20 protein-coding genes are annotated in these 21,574 nt (G+C 63.8%); 8 read left to right on the top strand and 12 right to left on the bottom strand.

Annotated elements, in window-relative coordinates:
- Nucleotides 1–287: 287 nt before the first annotated feature.
- The 11 genes from LPW26_RS00510 to LPW26_RS00460 form a co-directional block, all read right to left on the bottom strand.
- On the bottom strand, nucleotides 288–2,600 hold the full coding sequence (locus LPW26_RS00510; RefSeq protein ID WP_238732275.1) for a PAS domain-containing sensor histidine kinase: 2,313 nt from the start codon (nucleotides 2,598–2,600) through the stop codon (nucleotides 288–290).
- Nucleotides 2,601–2,820: 220 nt separating this feature from the next.
- Nucleotides 2,821–4,200, bottom strand: coding sequence for a cation diffusion facilitator family transporter (locus tag LPW26_RS00505; protein ID WP_238732274.1), 1,380 nt, complete (start codon nucleotides 4,198–4,200; stop codon nucleotides 2,821–2,823).
- Nucleotides 4,201–4,328: 128 nt separating this feature from the next.
- The gene (locus LPW26_RS00500) at nucleotides 4,329–5,297 is read right to left on the bottom strand and encodes a quinone oxidoreductase family protein (RefSeq protein WP_238732273.1); all 969 of its coding nucleotides are present in this window, start codon (nucleotides 5,295–5,297) and stop codon (nucleotides 4,329–4,331) included.
- Between the two features lie 33 nt (nucleotides 5,298–5,330).
- Nucleotides 5,331–6,326, bottom strand: coding sequence for an NAD(P)H-dependent flavin oxidoreductase (locus LPW26_RS00495; RefSeq protein WP_238732272.1), 996 nt, complete (start codon nucleotides 6,324–6,326; stop codon nucleotides 5,331–5,333).
- Nucleotides 6,327–6,599: 273 nt separating this feature from the next.
- A complete protein-coding gene (locus tag LPW26_RS00490; RefSeq protein WP_238732271.1) occupies nucleotides 6,600–7,385 on the bottom strand; it encodes a fumarylacetoacetate hydrolase family protein in 786 nt (261 codons plus the stop codon).
- A 188-nt stretch (nucleotides 7,386–7,573) separates the two neighbouring features.
- Nucleotides 7,574–8,548, bottom strand: a complete 975-nt coding sequence (locus tag LPW26_RS00485) for a 2-dehydropantoate 2-reductase (RefSeq protein WP_238732270.1) — start codon at nucleotides 8,546–8,548, stop codon at nucleotides 7,574–7,576.
- 111 nt (nucleotides 8,549–8,659) lie between these two features.
- Nucleotides 8,660–10,171 (bottom strand): tripartite tricarboxylate transporter permease, encoded by a 1,512-nt coding sequence (locus LPW26_RS00480; protein WP_238732269.1) that lies wholly within the window; start codon nucleotides 10,169–10,171, stop codon nucleotides 8,660–8,662.
- A 33-nt stretch (nucleotides 10,172–10,204) separates the two neighbouring features.
- Entirely contained in the window at nucleotides 10,205–10,702 is a 498-nt protein-coding gene (locus LPW26_RS00475) for a tripartite tricarboxylate transporter TctB family protein (protein WP_238732268.1), read from the bottom strand.
- A gap of 75 nt (nucleotides 10,703–10,777) precedes the next feature.
- Entirely contained in the window at nucleotides 10,778–11,791 is a 1,014-nt protein-coding gene (locus tag LPW26_RS00470; RefSeq protein WP_238732267.1) for a Bug family tripartite tricarboxylate transporter substrate binding protein, read from the bottom strand.
- A gap of 215 nt (nucleotides 11,792–12,006) precedes the next feature.
- Nucleotides 12,007–13,284, bottom strand: a complete 1,278-nt coding sequence (gene frc, locus LPW26_RS00465; protein ID WP_238732266.1) for a formyl-CoA transferase — start codon at nucleotides 13,282–13,284, stop codon at nucleotides 12,007–12,009.
- A 145-nt stretch (nucleotides 13,285–13,429) separates the two neighbouring features.
- A complete protein-coding gene (locus tag LPW26_RS00460) occupies nucleotides 13,430–14,161 on the bottom strand; it encodes a GntR family transcriptional regulator (RefSeq protein ID WP_238732265.1) in 732 nt (243 codons plus the stop codon).
- A gap of 406 nt (nucleotides 14,162–14,567) precedes the next feature.
- Here LPW26_RS00460 and pqqA point away from each other — a divergent pair, with 406 nt between their 5' ends.
- From pqqA to pqqE, 5 genes are all read left to right on the top strand, one after another.
- On the top strand, nucleotides 14,568–14,648 hold the full coding sequence (pqqA, locus tag LPW26_RS00455) for a pyrroloquinoline quinone precursor peptide PqqA (RefSeq protein ID WP_054161083.1): 81 nt from the start codon (nucleotides 14,568–14,570) through the stop codon (nucleotides 14,646–14,648).
- A 79-nt stretch (nucleotides 14,649–14,727) separates the two neighbouring features.
- The gene (pqqB, locus tag LPW26_RS00450) at nucleotides 14,728–15,654 is read left to right on the top strand and encodes a pyrroloquinoline quinone biosynthesis protein PqqB (RefSeq protein WP_238732504.1); all 927 of its coding nucleotides are present in this window, start codon (nucleotides 14,728–14,730) and stop codon (nucleotides 15,652–15,654) included.
- Nucleotides 15,651–16,415 carry a pyrroloquinoline-quinone synthase PqqC gene (gene pqqC / locus LPW26_RS00445; protein ID WP_238732264.1) on the top strand — a complete coding sequence of 255 codons (765 nt, stop codon included), beginning with the start codon at nucleotides 15,651–15,653 and terminating at the stop codon, nucleotides 16,413–16,415. The genes pqqB and pqqC overlap by 4 nt, the downstream gene beginning before the upstream one ends.
- Nucleotides 16,416–16,422: 7 nt before the next feature.
- On the top strand, nucleotides 16,423–16,728 hold the full coding sequence (pqqD, locus tag LPW26_RS00440) for a pyrroloquinoline quinone biosynthesis peptide chaperone PqqD (protein ID WP_238732263.1): 306 nt from the start codon (nucleotides 16,423–16,425) through the stop codon (nucleotides 16,726–16,728).
- Nucleotides 16,725–17,900, top strand: coding sequence for a pyrroloquinoline quinone biosynthesis protein PqqE (gene pqqE, locus LPW26_RS00435; protein WP_238732262.1), 1,176 nt, complete (start codon nucleotides 16,725–16,727; stop codon nucleotides 17,898–17,900). The genes pqqD and pqqE overlap by 4 nt, the downstream gene beginning before the upstream one ends.
- Before the next feature lie 171 nt (nucleotides 17,901–18,071).
- Here pqqE and LPW26_RS00430 read toward each other — a convergent pair whose 3' ends face one another.
- Nucleotides 18,072–18,839 carry a hypothetical protein gene (locus tag LPW26_RS00430; protein ID WP_238732261.1) on the bottom strand — a complete coding sequence of 256 codons (768 nt, stop codon included), beginning with the start codon at nucleotides 18,837–18,839 and terminating at the stop codon, nucleotides 18,072–18,074.
- Nucleotides 18,840–18,907: 68 nt separating this feature from the next.
- Between LPW26_RS00430 and LPW26_RS00425 the strand changes: the two genes are divergently transcribed.
- From LPW26_RS00425 to fabF, 3 genes are all read left to right on the top strand, one after another.
- Nucleotides 18,908–19,207, top strand: coding sequence for a DUF2285 domain-containing protein (locus LPW26_RS00425; RefSeq protein ID WP_238732260.1), 300 nt, complete (start codon nucleotides 18,908–18,910; stop codon nucleotides 19,205–19,207).
- Between the two features lie 525 nt (nucleotides 19,208–19,732).
- Complete coding sequence (locus LPW26_RS00420; protein WP_238732259.1) at nucleotides 19,733–20,158, top strand: MarR family winged helix-turn-helix transcriptional regulator; 426 nt, start codon at nucleotides 19,733–19,735, stop codon at nucleotides 20,156–20,158.
- A 69-nt stretch (nucleotides 20,159–20,227) separates the two neighbouring features.
- A complete protein-coding gene (gene fabF, locus LPW26_RS00415; protein ID WP_238732258.1) occupies nucleotides 20,228–21,496 on the top strand; it encodes a beta-ketoacyl-ACP synthase II in 1,269 nt (422 codons plus the stop codon).
- Nucleotides 21,497–21,574: the final 78 nt, after the last annotated feature.

Here is a 21,574-nt window from a genome sequence, read left to right as displayed (position 1 = left end):
TGGAATCAGAACTCGCGATGCGACGATCTCCGTCGTTTTTGATTTGCCCGCCGGGCGCGCTGTGCGCAGTCGCCGCGGGGCCTCGCAGGATGGGCCGCAGGCGCCTTTGCCGCATCCTTCGGAGCGCGCCACGCGCGCAACTGAAGACGACAACTCTGCCGCTTGAAAAGACCCGCATCGCTTCAATCCGTCGGTGAAGCGCTCGCAACAAGAGCTCCGGCTCTGAGCTGCTCAGGGCCGGAGCTCTTTGCTATGCGATGTCCGTTGTGGCCGCGGCCGAGTAGCCGTCAGGCTGCCATCCGATGGCGTCGGCTGTTGCGCGGCAACTTGACCATGACCACGGTGCCGGCGCCGAGCGTCGAGCGCAGCTGCATCGAGCCGCCGTGCAGCGTCGTCAGCGACTTGGCGATCGCCAGCCCCAGGCCGGAGCCGTGATAGCTCTTGGTGAGCTGGCTCTCCACCTGCTCGAACGGCTGGCCAAGTCGACGTAATGAATGCGGGGCGATGCCGATGCCGGTGTCGGCGATCATCAGCACGATGGAATCGCGCCGCGTCCGGCTGCGGACCTTCACGCGGCCGCCATCCGGCGTGAACTTCACCGCGTTCGACAGCAGGTTGATCAGGATCTGCTTGATGGCGCGGCGATCCGCCACGATCGGGATATCGGCTTCGATATCCGAGCGCAGATCGAGATGCTTGTTGTTGGCGCGCCCGGCGACGACCTTCAACGATTCCCCGAGGGTGCGGGCGAGATCGAGTTCTTCCATCTCCAGCCGCATCCGGCCGGCCTCGATCTTCGACATATCGAGGATGTCGTTGATCACCTCCAGCAGATAGTGTCCGCTGGTCATGATGTCATGGCAGTATTCCTGATACTTCTCGGAGCCGAGCGAGCCGAACATCCCGCTGCCCATGATTTCCGAGAAGCCGATGATTGCGTTCAGCGGCGTGCGCAGTTCATGGCTCATATTCGCCAGGAATTTCGATTTGGTCTGATTGGCTTCCTCGGCGCGGTTCTTTTCCTCGGAGTACTTTTTGGCGAGGTCGGCGAGTTCGATCGCCTGCCGCTCCAGCTTGACCTGAGAGATCTTCAGATCGGCCACAGTGGCGCGCAGCCGCAGGTCGTTGTCGACCAGCTTCTGCTCGTGAGCCTTGATACGGGTGATGTCGGTGCCGACGGCGACATAGCCACCGTCCTTGGTGCGGCGCTCGCTGATGTGCAGCCAGCTGCCGTCGTCGAGCTGCGCCTCGAAGGTTCGTGCGCCGGGGGCGGAGCCGCCTCGATCGCCCAGCCGGGTGCGAATTTCCGGCATGCGGCCGACTTCGATGACCGTCTCGTACGACGTGCCCGGCGCAACCGCCGACTCCGGCAGCTTGTGCAGGCGCTGGAAATGCGAATTGCACAGCACGAGGCGATTATCCGCGTCCCACAGGACGAACGCTTCGGGAATGGTCTCGATCGCGTCGCGCAGCCGCAGGTCGGCTTCGATGGTGCGTTCCGCGAGGCTCTTCTGCTCGGTCACGTCGACCGCGATGCCGATCAGGTGCTTGTTCTCGGTGAGCGTCTCCTGGCTCAGCTCGCACCGCATCCGGACCCAGATCCAGTGTCCGTTGGCGTGACGCATGCGGAAACTGTGGTCGATGTGGTCGGCGTTGCCGGCGATCAGTTGGTCGCCGATCGCGAACAGGTCGATGTCTTCGGCATTCACCCGCGCGTTGACTTCGCCGAAAGTGAGCAGGTCGCTGCGGCTCTCCAGCCCGAGGAGTTCGAACATCGACTGCGACCAGAAGATGCGACCGCGCGACAGATCCCAATCCCACAGGCCGCAGCGGCCGCGATTGAGGGCGGTGTCGATCCGGCTGCGCACTGCGTCGTTGATCAGATCGCCTTCGCGGGCGCGCGTCGACTGCCAGTGAAAGGCGAAGCCGAGGATCAGCACCACGAAGCCGGTGGTGGCCGACAGCGTGATCTGCAGCGCCGCGTCCGATCGCAGGAAAGAGCTGGTGTCCTCCTGGATGATGATGACTTGACCCGGCAGGGACTTGACGGTGTGCAGCGTGGCCAGCGCCGAGGCTCCGCCGGGCAGAATGATCTCGGTGACCGTGCCTTGCTGAGCGGAGCGGGTCAGTGGCGGCGCGGCGCTGATGATCTGCAGGAATTTGTTGGCGGCCAGCGCGCTGTCGTCGCCGGGCACGCGCGCGAGCACGCGCTGATCGACACCGGTGACGATGACGTGGCGGCCGGCGGCGATTCCCCAGGATGGGATCAAGCCGGGCAGCAGACCTTGCAGGCGCTCGACCGAAGCCGGGCGGTCGAGACGCACGACACCGATGTGTTCGAGACGCTCGGCGAGAAGATCGGCGAGGGCGCAGAGATCGCGATTGAGGGCGGCACGCTTTTGGCGCGTCTGGTCGATGACTTGAACGGCGGCGCCGAAGCAGATCGTGACGAGGAATGCGATGATCAGGATCGGTACGGCGCGGCGGAGCACTGGCTCGGCCGTCAGCAGCCGATGGTAGGCCGGTTTAGCGATCGACTGCGCCAATCCTTTGATCGAATCGGATTGAGCGCAGGCGCTCGCGGCCTGCACGCGCGCCATCCCGTAGCCCCCAGAAAATGATTGTCAGCACCCCGTTCGAACAGTGTTTCACCGTTCGAATCATAAGGATGATTTGAATCCACTTTTCCGAGGCTGTCGAGAGTCAACGATTCGGCGGATCGGAAAAATTCTTATCCAAAGATGAATCGCATGCTCATTTGTCCGTGAGCCGAGTCCGAAACGAGAACGAGGACTCGTAGTTCGTCAGGTGGGAAATTGTTCAATCCGCGTTCGGGGGCTCCGCGTGACTGATCACGCGTTTCACCGAGGGGAACGCTCGACGCAACCGACGTTCAATTTTGTCGACGTGCTCGTGCACTGCAATGACGCTGAGCGACGGTTCGGCATAGCAGTGGAAATTGACGATCTCACCGGCCTCGGTGTCACGGACCCGGACGTTGTGGATGTGATAGATCACGCCGTCGCTGGCGAGCTTGATCAGCTCGGTGCGGATCTCCTCGGTGCGCTGCGGGACGGCGTCGGAGCCGTGCGGCATGTCCGGCTCGAGCGGCTCGATATGCGTATCGACTTCGACATCGGTGCCGAAGTCGTCGCGAATGTGGCGCTCGAGTTGGTGTGCGATATCGTGGGCTTCGATCAGCGGCATGTTGCCGTCCACCTCGAGGTCGATGCTGACGGTGATCTTGCAGCCGAGATCGTGCACGGTGACGTGGTGGATGGCGAGGCCGGAATTGCGTGCGATCACCATCACGCGGTCGCACACGGTCTCATTGTCGCGCGCCACCGGAATCGCCGTAAAGGTGAGGTCGGCGTCTCCGTAGACCTGTTTCAAGGCCTCGTCGGCGCGCCGCTTGATCTCGTCGATGCGATCGATCGGATAGGTGCGGGGCACCTCGACCAGCGCGTCGATGAAATGCGTCGGGCCGACCATGCGGGCCCGCAGCCGCGGGATGCCGACGACGCCTGGCACCGCGCTGATGACGTCGCGCGCTTTTTCGGAGACTCCCTCAGGCGCGCGGTCGAGCAGCGTCTGGATGGTCGAGCGGCCGAGCCGCAGGCCGAGGATCGAGATCATCACTGCGACACCGATCGCGGCGGCTGCGTCTCCCCATGCGAAGCCCATTGCCGACAGCGACAACCCCGCGATCACGGCGAACGAGCCGAGCACGTCGGACGAGAAGTGCAGCGCGTCGGCGGCCAGCGCCTGGCTCTTGGTCGCCACCGCGGTCCGGTGCAGCGCCCAGGCGCGCCAGGAGTTCACCACGATGTCGACGCCGAGAATGGCGAAGGCCATCCAAGAGAAACTGGGCGGCGGTGCGCTTTCGCGCAGCCGGCTGGTGGCCTCGACCAGAATGCCGCCGGCCAGCACATACAGCAGGGCGATCACGCCCAGCGCCGACAAGCTCTCGATCTTGCCGTGACCATAGTGATGCGCGTCGTCGGCCGGGCGGTCCGACACCCGCACCACGAGCCAGGTGATGATGGTTGCAACCAGATCGATCGAGCTGTGCAGGGCTTCGGAAATCAGCGCCAGCGACCCGATGGCGATGCCGATGGCGAATTTTGCCGCGGCCATGCTGGCGCTCGCCAGCACGGATATCGCAGCCACACGGGATTTTGTGCTGGCGTAGTTAGTCATGGCGCGGGGTTTAGCAGCCCGCTTCCAAACATAAAAGCCGCAGCGCCCAGCGCACCACTCGCAATTGCGCGAGGAGTGCAATTGCGAATTAGTCGTATCTTAGATGCGTGGATTAATTCGCGGAACCGTTACAGCGAGACAACAATCTTGCCGAGATGCCGGTTCGCTTCCATGTGGGCGAAGGCCTGGCCGATCTCGGCGAACGGGAAGACGCGGTCGAGCGGCAGCGTGAGTTTGCGCGATTCGATCGCGGTCCAGATATCGCCGCGCACCTGGCGGAAGATCTCGCGGATCTCCTCGATGCTGCGTGACCGGAAGGTGACGCCGACATAGTCGATGCGACGTGCGGCGTGCAGGTCGAAGTTGAAGTCGGCATGCGTGCCGCCGAGGCGGCCGACATTGACGATGCGGCCGAGCACGCGCGTCGCGGCGAGGTTCTGGTTGGCGACCGGGCCGGAGATCTGGTCGATGATCAGGTCGACGCCGGCGTCGCCGGTGGCGGCGAGCACCTGATCGACCCAGCCTGCGGACGACGAGTCGATCGCGAGGTCGGCGCCGAATTCCGGCAGCCGATCGCGGCGGCTCTTGTCGGTCGACGAGCCGACCACCAAGCGGGCGCCTTTGAGCTTGGCAATCTGTAGCGCCATCAGGCCGACGCCGGAACTGGCGCCCTGGATCAGCACGCTCTGGCCGGCGCGCAGCTTGCCGACCGCAATCAGCGCGTTGTGCATCGTGGTCAGCGCGACGGGCAGGGTAGCGGCCTGCTCGAAGCTCATATCATCCGGGATCGGAAACAGCCGGCCGTGATCGGCGAGCGTGTACTCGCCGAACGCCGCGGCGCCGGAGCCCATCACGCGATCGCCGACCTGGCAGCCGAAGGCCTCGTCGCCAAGCGCCTCGATTTCACCGGCCCACTCCATCCCCAACACCGTGCCGGCGCCGCCGGCCGCGCCGTGGGCATGGCCTTTGGTCATGCCGAGATCGGCGCGGTTGAGGCCGCAGGCGCGGACGCGGATCAGGACCTGCGGTCCGGTCGGCACGGGCTTGTCGACGTCGGTGATGGCGGCGCCGTTGGCGCCGTAGACATAGGCCTTCATCTGGTGCTTCCCGTGTCGTCGCAGGTCCAGCGACTACTCCGCCGCCTGCCGCGCGCCACCCGATAGCATCGATTCCAGCCGTGCGCGAATGATCGCTTCGGCGTCGCGCACGATGCGCGACACGAGTTCGGCGCAGCTCGGAATGTCGTGGATTAGGCCCTGGACCTGACCGGCCGACCAGACGCCCTCGTCGGTGTCGCCGTTGACGTACACCATCTTGCCGCGTGCGCCGGCGACCAGCTCCCTGACCTGCTCGAAGGTCGCGCCCTGCTTCTCCAGCGCGATCACCTGCTGGCTGACTGCGTTCCGGGCGACGCGCGAGGTATTGCGCATGGTGCGGAAGATCAGGTCGGTCGCGCGTTCGTCATTGTCAACGATCTTTTGCTTCACCGCCTCGTGGATCGGGCTCTCCTTGGTGCACATGAAGCGCGTGCCCATGTTGATGCCGTCCGCGCCGAGCGCCAGCGCCGCAACCAGGCCGCGCGCGTCGGCGAAGCCGCCCGAGGCGATCATCGGCACCTTGATCTTGTCGGCGGCGGCCGGGATCAGGATCAGGCCGGGGGTGTCGTCCTCGCCCGGATGGCCGGCGCATTCGAAGCCGTCGATCGAGATGCCGTCGACGCCCATCCGCTCCGCCGAAAGCGCGTGGCGGACGCTGGTGCATTTGTGCAGCACCTTGACGCCGGCCTTCCTGAATTCGTCGACATGCTCCTGCGGCTTGTTGCCCGCGGTCTCGACCACCTTCACCCCAGCCTCGATGATCGCCTGGCGATACTCGGCATAAGGCGGCGGCTTGATCGCCGGCAGGATGGTGAGATTGACGCCGAAGGGCTTGTCGGTGAGGTCGCGGCAGCGCGCGATTTCCTTGGTGAGATCTTCCGGAGTCGGCTGCGTCAGCGCGGTGATCATGCCGAGCGCACCGGCGTTCGCGACCGCCGCTACCAGCTCGGCGCGGCCGACCCACTGCATGCCGCCTTGCACGATCGGGTGTTCGACGCCGAAGGTTTCGGTGAAACGGGTCTTGATCATGATGGAATCCTCGGACGTTCGCGGCGCCTCACGCGCCTGTTGCTGTTATGGTGCGGCCGCAGATTGCCGAACCGAGCGCGAAATGTCCAATGCGGGAGGAGCAGCGCCTCTCCGCGAGTCATTCCGGGGCGCTCGCGTCAGCGAGCGAACCTGGAATCTCGATGCGGCGAGACAAGAGGTGCTCAAAACTGCGGGATTCCGGGTTCGCGAACTGCGTTCGCGCCCCGGAATGACGTGCGTGTTGGGGAGTAGGACGCGACGGAGGAAACCGCGTCAGCCTTTCACCGCCTGACGGAATTCGTTGTGCAGTTCGCCGATGCCTTCGATCGCGATGGTGACGCTGTTGCTGGCTTCCTTCATCACGCCGACGCCGACCGAGGTTCCACAGCAGATCAGGTCGCCCGGCTCGAGCGTCATGTCGTGCGACAGCAGGCTGACAAGCTTATGCGGCGCGAAGATCATGTCGGCGACCGGGTAGTTCTGTCGCTCGGCGCCGTTGAGGATGGTGCGGATCGACAGGGTCTGCGGATCGAGGTCGGTGGCGATCGCCGGGCCGAACGGGCCGAAGCCGTCGAAGCTCTTGGCGCGCGCCCATTGCGGGAAGCTCGGATCGCGGTTGAGGATATCGGCCGCGGTGATGTCGTTGACGCAGGTGTAGCCGAAGATGTGCGCCGCCGCGTCGGCTTCAGAGATGTTGCTGGCACGTTTGCCAATGACGATGCCGAGCTCGCCTTCGTACACGACCTTGCCGTCATAGGAGGCTGGGCGGTTCACGACCGCGCCGTGCGATGCGACGCTGGTGGTCGCCTTGAGGAAATACAGCGGCTCCGGCGGGATCGACTGATTGAGCTTCGCCGCAAGCGCGCGAAAATTGTTCCACAGCCCGACGATCTTGCCAGGCGCGCACGGCGCCAGCAGTTCGACGTCTCCCAGCTGCAACGTCTGCCCGGTCGGCTTGTTCGCGCCGAACATGTCGCCGTCGTGCACGGAAATGTCGGAATGCGCGATGGTGCCGAACCCGATCGCGCCATTGGCGCGGAAGCGAACCCATTTGGTCACGGCGAAGGTCTCCTTAAAGGTTAGAGTGTCACCGCGAGCACGAACCAATTGTTCGTCATTCCGGGATGCGCGCTCTTTCGCGCAGGCCCGGAATCCATACTCCCGGCGGTGGTTATGGATTCCGGGCTCGCGCTTCGCGCGCCTCGGAACGACAATCGTAAGGGCGGTGGGCGACGATTAGTTCTGATCTAGTACAACCCCGCCACCTTGGCGCGCTGGATCACCAGGCCGAGGACACTGTCGATCGCCGGGGTTGGGATGCCGGTCATCTTGCCCATCTCCTGAACCACGGTGACGAGCGGATCGATTTCCATCGGCCGGCCGCGTTCGAGGTCCTGCAGCATGGAGGTCTTGTGGGCGCCGACCTTGCGGGCGCCTTCGATGCGGCGTTCGACATCGACGCGGAATTTGATGCCGAAGGTTTCGGCGATCGCCTGCGCTTCGAGCATCATCGCCTTGGCCAGTGCCCGGGTCGCCGGATCGGACGCGATCACGTCGAGCGTGGCGTGGGTGAGGGCGCTGATCGGATTGAAGCAGACATTGCCCCACAGCTTCAGCCAGATCTCGTCGCGGATCCGATCAAGAATTGGCGCCTTCAGGCCCGCAGCCTCCAACAGCTTCGAGAGGTTCTGGACGTCCGCGGTGGTTTCGCCGGAAGCTTCACCGACCGGGAATTTGTCGCCGTAGACGTGGCGCACCACGCCGGGGCCTTCCAGCTCGGTCGCCGGATAGACGATGCAGCCGATGCCGCGCTCGGGGCCGAGCTCGTTCCACTGGCGGGCGCCGGGATCGATGCTCTCCAGCGTGCGGCCTTCGAACTGATTGCCGTGCTTGTAGAAGTACCAGTACGGCACGCCGTTCACCGCGGTGACGATGCGGGTGTGCGAGCCGAGCAGCGGCTTCATCGCGTCGATCGCGCCGGTGATCGAGTGCGCCTTCAGGCAGATGATGATGAAATCCTGCACGCCGAGTTCGGACGGCGTGTCGGTGGCTTTCACCTTGACCACGCGCTCCTCGTCGCCGATCAGCAGCTTGAGGCCCTTGTCCTTCATCGCCGCCAGATGAGCGCCGCGCGCCACCAGGCTGACGTCGGCGCCGGACTGCGCGAGCTGAACGCCGAGATAGCCGCCGATCGCGCCGGCGCCGTAAATACAGACTTTCATCGATCATCCCAATTGCGAAGCCGGGCAGAGCCGGCGACGAGGTGTGCGACATCGCGAACCGCGCCGCGAGGTCTTGATGGTGAGTGTTTATTCAACAGTTCAGAGGCCTCTTCAAGCGGCGCGATTGAGCACGCCGGTCCGCAGCTTGCTCCATCCGTCGTGGATCACCGACCAGAACAGCGCGATCAGGCCGATGACCATGATGGAGCTGACCAAACCGTTGGAAAAGAACACGCCGAGCGAGCCCTGCGAGCCCAGCAGCGACTGCCGAAAGGCTTCTTCGGCCTTGTCGCCCAGCACGATGGCAAGCACAAGCGGCGCCAACGGGTAGTCGCACTTCTTCAGCACGTAGCCGATGACGCCGAACATCAGCATCAGCATGACGTCGACGGTCGAATTGTGCACCGAATAGGCGCCGATCGCGCACAGCACCAAGATCAGCGGCGCGATGATGCTGAACGGCACCCGCAGGATCGCGGCGAACAGGGGCACGCAGGTGAGCACGACCAGCAGGCCGGCGAGGTTGCCGAGATACATCGATGCAATCAAGCCCCAGACGAACTCCTTCTGCTCGACGAACAGCATCGGTCCGGGTTGCAGACCCCAGATCAACAACCCGCCGAGCAGCACCGCGGCGGTCGGCGATCCGGGGACGCCGAGCGACAGCATCGGCAGCAGCGCCGCGGTGCCGGCGGCGTGCGCCGCGGTCTCCGGCGCGATCACGCCGTCGATCTCGCCCTTACCGAAATTGCTGCCGCGCTTCGAGACCCGCTTGGCAATGCCGTAGCTCATGAACGACGCTGGCGTCGCGCCTGCCGGGGTGATGCCCATCCAGCAGCCGATGATGCAGGAGCGCAGCGACGTCATCCAGTAGCGCGGCAGCTCCTTCCAGGTCTGCAGAACGACGCGCAGATTGATCTTCGCCTTGCCGCCGCGGAAGGCGAGGCCGTCTTCCATCGTCAGCAGGATTTCGCCGATCCCGAACAGGCCGATGACGGCGATCAAGAAGTCGAAGCCGTTCAGCATCGGGGTGAAGCCGAAGGTCAGGCGGAGCTGGCCGGTCATCGAGTCGAGCCCGACGGCCGCGAGCGCGAAGCCGATCATCATCGACGCGAGCGTCTTGAACGGCGGCTCCTTACTGAGGCCTATGAACGAACAGAACGCCAGGAAGTACACCGCGAATTTCTCCGCGGGGCCGAACCGCAGCGCGAAGCCGGCGACCAGCGGCGCCACCAGCGTGATCATGATCACCGCGAACAGCGCACCGACGAAGGACGAGGTGAAGGCCGCTGTCAGCGCTTCGCCGGCCTTGCCCTGCTGCGCCATCGGATAGCCGTCGAAGGTGGTGGCGACCGACCATGGCTCTCCGGGGATGTTGAACAGGATCGAAGTGATGGCGCCGCCGAACAACGCACCCCAATAGATGCACGACAGCATGATGATCGCCGAGGTCGGCGACATGCTGAAGGTCAGCGGCAGCAGGATCGCCACGCCGTTGGCGCCGCCGAGGCCGGGCAGCACGCCGATTATGACACCGAGTACGATGCCGATGAACATCACCGCGATGTTGAACGGCTGCAGGGCCACGGCGAAACCGTGAAACAGATTGACGAGTTCTTCCATGCGCGGGGTCCTGCGGGGGCCTGATGCTGACGGTTACAGTCCGAGCCAGTCTTCGAGCGGGCCTTTGGGCAGCGGCACCAGGAACCAGCGTTCGAACACGATGTAGGCGACCACCGGCGTGCCGATCGCGACGGCGAGCGTCGTCAGCCAGCGATATTTGCCGAGGACGCGCATGAAATAGGCGATGAAGATCGCGGAGCCGACATAGAGCCCGACGAACGGCATCGCCAGAACGTAAACGGCGGTCGGATTGATCACGCTGAAGACGTGGCGGATCTGGACCCACTCGGCGAACAGCGCGGTGGGATCGCTGCGCAGCGCGTTGAGGAAATTGACCGCGCTGGCGGCGATGATGCACAGGCCGACATAGAACGGGAAAAAACCGGCGCGAGGGCCCTCGGGGCCCCACGTAATGCCGGCCTGAATGCTTCCCAGCACAACGACGCCGCCGAACACCGCGATCACGACGGCGACGACGGCTTCGACGCCCCGATGCGTCGGCGCTGAGGTCTTTGTCTCGATGACTGGCATGGATCCTCCGCGATGGTCATTCGCTACAAAGGGCGACGGTCCACCGGTCGCCTATGTGGTGATCGCTCGGTGTGATCAGTTGCCCGGTGCGAGGAAGCCGGCGTCTTTCATCAGCGTCTCGTGGCGCTTTTCCTCGGTCGCGAGCCATTTGGCGAAGTCGTCGCCGGTCATGAAGGTGGTGTTGAAGGAGCCGCTCTTCATGAATTCCTTCCAATCCGGGGTCTCGCGTACCTTGTTGAACAGGTCGACGTAGTAGGCGACCTGGTCCGGCTTCGCCTTCGGCCCCATGAACACGCCGCGCAGCATCAGATACTCGATGTCCAATCCCTGCGACTTGCAGGTCGGAATGTCCTTCCACGCTTTGCCGTCGGCGACCGGGTCGGCGTAGTCCATCGGCTTGGCGTCGAACACGCAGAGCGGCCGCAGCTTGCCGCCGCGCCACTGTGCCACCGCTTCGATCGGATTGTTGACCGTCGAATCGACATGATTGCCGACGAGTTGGACCGCGACTTCGCCGCCACCCTTGTAGGGGATGTAGGTGAGCTTGACGCCAGCGGCCTTCTCGAGCGCCACGGTGATGATCTGGTCTTCCTGCTTGGATCCGGTGCCACCCATCTTGATGCTGCCGGACGGCGCGGCCTTCACCGCATCGAGATAGTCCTTTGCGGTCTTGTAGGGCTTCTCGGCATTCACCCAGAGCACGAATTCGTCGAGCGCCAGCATCGCGACCGGGGTGAGGTCCTTCCAGTTGAACGGGATCCCGGTGGCGAGCGGGGTCGTGAACAGATTCGACAGCGTGATGATGATCTTGTGCGGATTGTTCGCCGCCATCTTCACATCGAGGAAGCCTTCGCCCCCGGCGCCGCCCGATTTGTTGACCACCACCAGCGGCTGCTTCATCAGATTGTATTTGGTGACGATGCCCTGAAGGGTGCGCGCCATCTGGTCGGCGCCGCCGCCGGTACCTGCAGGAACGATGAATTCGACCGGCCGGGTCGGTTCCCATGCGGCGTTTGCCGGACAAACTGCAACGGCGCTGCTGATCGCTGCCGCGACGCAAAACGCAAGACGAGCCACTCCACGTGCCATGTCGCTTCTCTCCCTAGATGGATCGCCGATCTTTGTCGCCGGCTTCGCTGAATTGATCAGTCGCTGCGCATGATTGTTCCATCAACGCAGCAAAGCTGCAAACGAAATTGCTGAAAATCACGTAGTATCATCGAATGGCCGGCGCGGGCTGTGTTCCCGCGCCGATTGCCGTGTCTTGGATCCTGGCCTCGGTGTTTGGCCTGTCGCCGACGCGATTATTCCGCAGCCTGCTTGCGCGGCGGCGTGGTGGCGCCGGACTCGTGGATTTCGGCGACATGGGCTTCGCTGAAGCCGAGCACCTCGCGCAGGATCTCGTCGGTATGCTCGCCGAGCAGCGGCGAGCGCTCGACATGCGTCGGCGAGTCCGACAGCTTGATCGGGTTGCCGACCGACAGGTACTTGCCGCGGGTCGGGTGGTCGACCTCGACGATCGTGCCGGTGGCGCGCAGCGACTGATCTTCCGCCAGTTCCTTCATCGACAGGATCGGACCGCAGGGGATGTCGTCCTGGTTGAGGATCTCCATCGCCTCGAATTTGGTCTTGGTCATCGTCCATTGTTCGATGCGGGCGAAGATCTGGTTGAGATGCTTCAGCCGCGCCGGCGGCGTCGCGTAGTCCGGGTCGGTCTTCCAGCCGGTCTCGCCGATCACGTCGCAGATCTTCTCCCAGACCGGGGCCTGGGCGATGAAATAGATGTACGCGTTCGGATCGGTCTCCCAGCCCTTGCACTTCAGGATACGGCCGGGCTGGCCGCCGCCGGAATCGTTGCCGGCGCGCGGCACAGCTTCGCCGAACGGGACGCCTTCGCCGAACTGGCTGTACTCTTTCAGTGGGCCGTGGGCGAGGCGCTGCTGATCGCGCAGCTTGACGCGCGACAGGTTGAGCACGCCGTCCTGCATCGCCGCGGTGACGCGCTGGCCGCGGCCTGTGTGCTGACGCTGATACAGCGCGGTGACGATGCCGAGCGCGAGATGCAGGCCGGTGCCGCTGTCGCCGATCTGGGCGCCGGTGACCAGCGGAGGACCATCGCGGAAGCCTGTGGTCGAGGCGGCGCCGCCGGTGCACTGCGCGACGTTTTCATAGACCTTGCAGTCCTCGTACGGACCCGGGCCGAAACCCTTGATCGACGCCACGATCATGCGCGGGTTGATCTCCTGGATCTTCTCCCAGGTGAAGCCCATGCGGTCGAGCACGCCGGGGCCGAAGTTCTCCACCAGCACGTCGCAGCTGCGGATCAGTGCGGTCAGCACCTCCTTGCCCTTCGGGTTCTTGGTGTCGAGCGTCATCGAACGCTTGTTGTGGTTCAGCATGGTGAAATACAGGCTGTCCACCTTCGGGATATCCTGCAGCTGGCCGCGGGTGATGTCGCCGGTGCCGGGGCGTTCGACCTTGATGACGTCGGCGCCGAACCAAGCCAGCAACTGCGTGCAGGTCGGACCGGACTGGACGTGGGTGAAGTCGAGAATGCGAACGCCGTCGAGCGCCTTGGTCATCTGGTTACTCCGTGGTGTCTAATTCTTGTTGAGGTGAAAGCTCGATTGGTCATTGCGAGGAGCGAAGCGACGAGCAATCCAGCGCCGTGCTCGGCGCCACTGGATAGCTTCGCCTTCGGCTCGCCATGACCTGGATAGGTGTTCGTCACGCGAACAGCTCCTGGCCATGCGCCTCGACATAGTCGGCGAGCCGCAGCGTGTGATCGCGCGCGAGTTTCTCGGCGAGGTCGGTGTCGCGTTCCTCCAGCGCCTCGATCATCGCGAGATGCTCGGGCAGGGACGCGGCAATGCGCTCCTTGCGGCCGATGGTGAGTTGGCGATAGCCGCGCACGTGCAGCAGGATATCGTCCGTCATGTCGACCAGCACCGGCGACTCGCTGAGCGAGATCAGTGCCTGGTGAAACACGATGTTGGCGCGGGAATATTCCTCGATGTGATCCTGCGGCAGCCGGTCCGAGCCGAAATCCTTGAACACATCGCGTAGCGCGGTGATGTCGCGCTTGCGGGCCATCGTGGTGATCAGCCGCGCCGCCATGCTTTCCAGAGCCGCCCAGGCGCGGATCATGTCGACGATCTCGGCCTTGGTCCGGCGCACTACGACGATGCCGCGGCGCGGCAGCGCCTTCACCAGCCCTTCCTGCTCGAGCATCGCGATCGCTTCGCGGATCGGCGTGCGGCTGACACCGAGCTTGTCCGACAGCGCGCGCTCGTCGAGCATCACCGGCTCGGGCGTCGTGTAGATGTCCATCTTGAGGATGGCCTGCTTCAACGCCTGATAGGCCTTGGCCTTGTAGCTGACCTCGGGCGCAAGCCGCGTCATCGCGAGATCAGGCTCAGCGACGACGTCTACAGCTCTGGGTCTGGCGCGCGCCGTCATCGATTTCCCTGCCGAATATCGGCTGCTTTCACTCTGATCTGGCATGCCAGATGCCACCCGTCAAGCCGCCGGCTTTCGCAGTTGCGGGATAACGCATGCATCCGAAGCGATTGTGGCATGCCAGGTTAGATTGACGTCCGCTGCGCTGGATATCGTGCGGCTCGGGTTTGACGGGCGATGTCGTTGCGTCGAGGCCCCATCAACGAGCGGCCGTCAAGGTCGGAGCCAACTAATCATCGTTCGGACCGGGTGCGACAATCGATCTCGCGTTGCAGCACATTGTTGTGCGCCTGCTCACCCCGAGTTGATGCATCGAGGCGCAACCACGCGGTGCTTGCGTGCGTTTCGACCTAACTCTATCTTTGACTCATTGCGACGTCAGTTCTGCAATCCTCGGGAGGACCTCATGGCCTGGAAGAAACCTGCGATCGTTGAAATCTCCGTCGGCATGGAAATCAACATGTATGCCTGCGCGGTGCGCAAGTAATCAGCCGCCGCGCATTCGTGGAGTTCCGAGCAGTCGGCGTTACGCGCCGGCTGCTTTGTTTTTTGGCCGGAGGGGAAGAATGATGCGCGTCGTCGTGCTGGGCGCCGCGGCGGGGGGAGGCGTTCCGCAATGGAATTGCGGATGCCCGATGTGCCGCGCCGCGTTCGCCGATCCGGCAGCCCAGCGCACTCAGGCCTCGGTCGCGGTCAGCGCCGACGGGGCGCATTGGTTCCTGATCAACGCTTCGCCCGATCTGCGCCAGCAGGTGATCGCGACGCCGCAGCTGCATCCGCGCGAAGGTAGCTTGCGGCACAGCCCGATCGCCGGCGTTATTCTGACGAACGGCGAGGTCGACGCGGTGGCCGGGCTGCTGTCGATGCGCGAAGGCGCACCTTTCAGTATCTATGGGCACGCCAAGGTGCTGGCGGTTCTTCGCGCCAACAGCATCTTCAACGTTCTGAACGACCGGCTTGTGCCGCGGCGGCCGATCGAGATCGATCAGCCCTTCGAGCCGGCGCTGCCGGATGGCGCGCCGTCCGGGCTCGTCGTCACGGCGTTTGCAGTGCCGGGCAAAGCGGCATGGTATCTCGAAGGCCAGGCGCATCCCGGCGGTGACGCGGCGGACGGCGACACGCTCGGCCTGACCATCACCGATAAGGCGACCGGCACTGCCGTTCACGTGCTCACCGCCTGCGCGCGGGTCACCGAGGACCTCAAGGCGCGGCTCGCCGGCGCGGCGGTGCTCTTGTTCGACGGCACGGTGTGGCGCGACGACGAACTGATTGTCGCGGGGCTCGGCCACAAGACCGGACAGGCGATGGGGCACATCGCGATGTCCGGCGACGGCGGTGCGATTGCCGCACTGGACGACCTCGGCATTGCGCAAAAGCTGTTCGTGCATATCAATAACTCGAACCCGGCCCTGCTGGCGGACACTGCCGAGCGCAGGGCCGTGGAGGAGGCGGGCTGGACGATTCCGCCCGATGGGACGGAGGTGACGCCGTGAACGCGATGACGGCCTTTTCGATCAACGGCGCCGCGCCGCTGCAGACGGCCGAGGAACTCGAAGCGGCGCTGCGCCAGATCGGCGCGGCGCGCTATCATAATCTGCACCCGTTTCATCGCCTGCTGCACGGCGGCAAACTCAACAAGGGGCAGGTGCAGGCCTGGGCGCTCAACCGCTATTATTATCAGAGCACGATCCCGATCAAGGATGCGGTGGTGATCTCGCGATTTCGCGACCGCGGCACCCGCGTCGAATGGCGGCACCGGATCGAGGACCATGACGGCGATCTCGGCAGCGAAGGCGGGATCGAGCGCTGGCTGAAATTGACCGAAGGGCTCGGCCTCGACAGCGCCTATGTCGAGTCCACTGAGGGCATCCTCCCGGCGACGCGGTTTGCGGTCGACGCTTACGTGCATTTCGTCCGCGACCGCAGCCCGCTCGAAGCGATCGCGTCGTCGCTGACCGAGTTGTTCGCACCCAACCTGCACGAGGAGCGCATCTCCGGCATGCTGGCGCATTACGACTTCGTCAATCCGGACATCATGAGCTACTTCAAGCGCCGCCTGACCCAGGCGCCGCGCGATGCCGATTTCGCGCTTCAATACGTCAAGCGCCACGCGACGACCCCGGCGGAGCGCGAGGCGGTGTGCAACGCGCTCATTTTCAAGACCAACGTGCTGTGGGCGCAGCTCGACGCGCTGCATCATGCGTATGTCGACGGCCACATTCCGCCGGGCGCGTTCGTGCCGCGGGGCGGGTGAGGCGGCGATGGCGCGCAACATCACCGTGAGCGAGACCAGCCGTCCTGTATTGCCGCGTCACGCCAAGCTGCGTTTCGACGAGACGCGGCAGCGCTGGGTGATCCTGGCACCCGAGCGCGTGCTCGCTCCTGACGACATCGCGGTCGAGATCCTGCAACTCTGCGATGGCGCGCGCAGCGTCGCCCGCATCGTCGATGAACTCGCCGCCAAGTACACGGCTGACCGCACCGAGATCGGCGCCGATGTCGTCGCGATGCTGCAGGACCTCGCCGACAAGGGGTTTCTGGCCGAGGCACGCGAGGCCGCGCCGTGAGCGAGAGCGTGGTCAAGACAGCGGCGGCGGGCGATGCGGTGCTGGACAAGCCCGGAAGCGTCGCTGGGAGCTACGGCATTCCGCTCGCCGTGCTGCTGGAGCTGACGCATCGCTGCCCGCTGCAATGTCCATATTGCTCGAACCCGGTCGAGCTGGAACGCGGCGGCGCCGAGCTGTACACCGACGAATGGAAGCGGGTGATCAGCGAGCTCGCGGCGATCGGCGTGCTACAGGTGCACTTCTCCGGCGGCGAACCGACTGCGCGCAAGGATCTGACCGCGCTTGTGCAGCACGCCAGCGATCTCGGCCTCTACACCAATCTGATCACATCCGCGGTGTTGCTGACGCGCGAACGGCTGGCTGCGCTGGCCGACGCCGGCTTGTGCCACGTCCAGATCAGCTTTCAGGGCAACGAGGCGGTGCTCGCCGATCGCGTCGGCGGCTATGCCGACGGCCATGCCAAGAAGCTCGAGGTGGCGCGCTGGACGCGCGAACTCGACCTGCCGCTCACCGTCAACGCGGTGATGCATCGCCAGAACCTGCATCAGCTTCCCGACATCATCGAGATGGCGGTGGCGCTCGACGCCGATCGGCTCGAGGTCGCGAATGTGCAGTATTACGGCTGGGCGCTGAAGAACCGCGCCGCGCTGATGCCGACGCTGCAGCAGATCGAGGACTGCACCGCGATCGTCGAAGCGGCGCGGGAGCGGCTGAAGGGCCAGCTTTCGATCGACTACGTCGTGCCGGATTACTACGCACTGCGGCCGAAGACCTGCATGGGCGGCTGGGGCCGGCAGTTCTTCAACATCTCGCCGAGCGGCAAGGTGCTGCCGTGCCACGCGGCGGAGACGATCACCGGGCTGACATTCGACTCGGTGCGCAGCGGCGCGTCGATCGCTCAGATCTGGCGCAGCTCCGAAGCGTTGAACCGCTATCGCGGCACGGGCTGGATGCAGGAGCCGTGCGCGAGCTGCGCCTTCAAGGATATCGATTTCGGCGGCTGCCGCTGCCAGGCCTTCGCGCTGGCAGGCGACGCAGCGGCGACCGATCCCGCCTGCGCGCTGTCACCGCTGCACGAGCGGATCTTCAAGACGGCTGAAGCGGAATCGGAGGGCGGCGGCGAAAAGTTCGTGTATCGCAATTTCGCCGGCGGCGCGGCGGAGCGCGAGTAGCACAACGTCTCCACGGTCATTCCGGATTGCGCGTAGCGCAAGTCCGGAATCCATAGTCTCTGACATCGATTTGGAATGCGGCGCGGTGCTACACCGCGAGCCTAGGGCACGTTTCGACCGAGCGAGACATTTGATGACCGTGGAGGTTTGAAAGGCCCGAGGCGGCAGACGTTATTCGAGGATCGTCCCGCCGCCTCGCTCCCAGACCATCGCCCAGAACTGCTGACCCCAATCGGTTTGATGCCCGTCGAGGTAGCGTGACTTGCTGAGTGCCGCGCCCAGCCATGCCATCAGGTTGGCGAACTCCGCATCGGCCGGGTTCGCCGCCAGCCAAATCCGGCCAAGCACGTAGGCAAGCAGGGCATGGAAGAGCGTGATGCGTGTCGCCTTCTGTTCATCATAGGCGCGTGGATGCACCTCGATGATCGCGTGCATGTCGGCATCCGGTTCGCTCGCGTCGTAAAAGCGATGCAGGCGGAGCTGCCATTGCGCGAGGCCGCGACCGTAATGCGCATAGGGCTGAACCGCGCCAGCGAACTCCCGCATAAAGGTGGACCACGGCTCGTTCCAGAGACCTGATCCGTAATTCGACCAAAGGTTCGCTTGGAGCCATGCGCGGAGTTTGCCGGGCGTCAGGTCGTCCGCATCCCATTTGAGCAACGCTGCTTCCGCATCCGGGTGGCCGCATATGCCCAGTTCGATGACGCTGATCGCCTCGACGCATTGCCGCGTCAATGCGAGAGCATTGGCGTGCATTCCGTCCCGGTTCGCCTGATTTGCCAGCAACAGCGTGTCGAGAACGAACCAGTGCGCCAGCATCGATGCCGACTTCACTTGCGGCACCATGTCGTTGGCCGTCACGGCGGCGGAAATGCGCACCATGATTTGGGAAGTGGCTTCTTCGCTGATCGTGAACCAGTCTGGTGTGGAGCGTGTCATGATGGTGATCTACCAAGCAACGGCGATTCCGGCCATCATCGCAATGTTCAAATAGCGAAGGAGAAGCGGTGCGAGTGCAACCAGAACTCGACCCTAATGTTGACGATGAAGCACCGACAATCGACGGCATTGCGCCCTACGACGAGCAGCATTACGTCGCCTATCTGCGCCTGCTCGCCGCCGAGACGGACGGCGCGGACTGGACCGAGGTGGCGCGGATCGTTCTCCATCGCGATCCTGTCACGGAGGAAATCCGCACGCGCCGCTGCTGGGAAAGCCATCTAGCCCGCGTGCAATGGATGACAAAGATCGGCTACCGGCGGATACTCGAACAGGCGCCGCGGGAGCAGCGCCCGGACCTGCATTGAGGCAGGCGGACGGCGCATTTATCGCAGGCGGACGACGCTCCCCTTGCCGTTCGACGGCAAAAGATCGGCGGTTCGGCTGCGCGTTGACGGCAGCGCCAATGCACAGGCCAGCGCACGGATTGGCTCTCCGCGATGTGGCAAGTTGATCGGATCGGCAGGACAGCAGAATCCGACATTTTAGGCGGAAAGGGCGAGATTTTAGGAGGGCAAGATAAAAGAAACCGGCACTACGTTGGCCGGGTTTCCAAGATTGTTCTTGTCCGCACACTGGTTAGGTTCGCTGATCGCGGCACCGCATGAATGGCTCTCACGTGCCGTCCATCGGCTCAAGGAGCTGATATTGCTGTATTACCAACGGCACTATACACAAAATTCGGGCATCTTGCGCAGTTTTAGATGGAGCGGCTGCGAGATCGACAGTGAGCACCGCCCTAAGACAAAACCGGTCTGATGGAGAAACTGAAGCGAGGCGGCCAAGGCTGACCCGGATTGACTTGACCGACGAAGGATATGCAAACGTGCGCCATGCAGCTACCAGATGATCTTTCCAAATGCCTCGTTCTGAATACCATCGCGACGGCGAGAACGTTGCTGAGGCGTTATGATGCTCAACTGAAACCATTCGGGGTTACGGTTCAGCAGTTCTCGCTCCTCGCCGCCATTCGCTTCCATCCGGGCGAGCCGGTTGCATCGCTCGCGCAGCAGATTTTTCTGGATCGGACCAGCCTGACTCGGAACCTTGATCTTCTCGAACGAAAGGGGCTTGCGCGGCGTGTTTCGGCCGCAACCGGAAACGCACGTCTTTGCGAGCTAACCGAGCAAGGCGACATGATGCTGGACCGCCTTATGCCAGAGTGGCAGCAGTCAAAGTCTGACCTCATGGAGGGCGTCTCCAGTCAGGACGCTGAAATCTACCTTTGCGTCGTCAAGCACTTGGCAACGGAGCCTTAGAGGGAGGCAAGTTGCTATTTTAACCTCACATGTGTATATGCACGGTGCAAATACACATGTGAGGTTATCATGTATGAACCTATCGTCGTGACAGGGCTCGGCGCTGTATCGCCCCTTGGGGCTGGCGTTGCTGCGAACTGGAACAGACTGATCGCCGGGCAAAGTGGCATCCGGGCAAATAATCGCTTCGATACGGATAAGTGGAAATGCCGGATCGCTGGCCTTGTCCCCCATCGTTCGGAAGACTCTGAGGGCTTCGATCCGGAGGCATCGATGGACCCGCGCGAACTGCGCAGGACTGATGTGTTCATTCACTATGCGATGGCAGCCGCACACGAAGCCCTGGACCAGGCAGGCTGGCATCCCGAAAACCCCGATGACCGGATGCGCACCGCCACGGTGATTGGAACCGGCGTGGGCGGCGTTCCGGCCATCACCGCCGCGAACGAGGTTATCCGCACGTCTGGCGTGCGCCGTTTGTCGCCATTCGTGGTGCCGTCGTTTCTGCCGAACCTCGCCGCCGGGCAGGTCTCTATCCGGTTCGGCTTTCACGGACCAGCCGGTGCCCCTGTTACCGCATGCGCAGCTTCCGCGCAGGCAATCGGTGACGCCATGCGCTTGATCCGAACCGGCGAGGCCGACATCGCGCTATGTGGTGGCGCGGAGGGCTGTGTCGATCCCGTCGCCATCGGCGGCTTCACAGCGGCCAAGGCGCTGTCCTTCAACTTCAATGATGAACCCCAGCGGGCGTCGCGTCCCTTTGATATCGACCACGACGGCTTTGTTCTATCCGAAGGTGCGGCGATGCTGGTTATCGAACGGCTGAGCCATGCAGAGCAGCGCGGCGCACGTCCGCTTGCCGTGTTGTCCGGCTACGGCACGACGACTGACGCTCATCATGTCACCGCGGGATGGCCCGATGGACGCGAGGCCGGGCGTGCGATGGAGATCGCTCTGGCCATGGCTGGGGTCGAAACTGGAGCAATCAGCTACGTCAATGCCCACGCCACCTCGACGCCGGTCGGGGATGCGGCGGAACTCGCCGCATTGGAAAAGGTCTTCGGCCCCGGCGGGGGCGGTACGCCTGTTGGGTCAACCAAATCAGCGACGGGACATATGCTGGGCGCGGCCGGTGCAATCGAAGCGGTCTTCTCGATTCTCGCCATCCAGAACCGAATGCTGCCTCCAAGCCTGAACGTCGAACAGCCGATGCCAGAGGCAGAAGGCTTCAACCTGCTTTCCCACGGAGCGTGCCCGGCAGAGGTCAATCATGTGCTGTCAAATGCTTTCGGCTTCGGCGGTGTCAACGCTGCACTGGTGTTCAGCCGACACGAATGAGGTTTGCTATCAGTTGCTTTCGCCGCATCACCGCGCGGACAGCCGCGTCCGACCTCCAAATGCTTGATCTACACAAGT

Source organism: Rhodopseudomonas infernalis, assembly GCF_022271405.1.
GTDB lineage: Bacteria > Pseudomonadota > Alphaproteobacteria > Rhizobiales > Xanthobacteraceae > Rhodopseudomonas > Rhodopseudomonas infernalis.
Note: the sequence above shows the minus strand (reverse complement) of the source record. Positions and strands in the feature narration are given on the sequence as shown.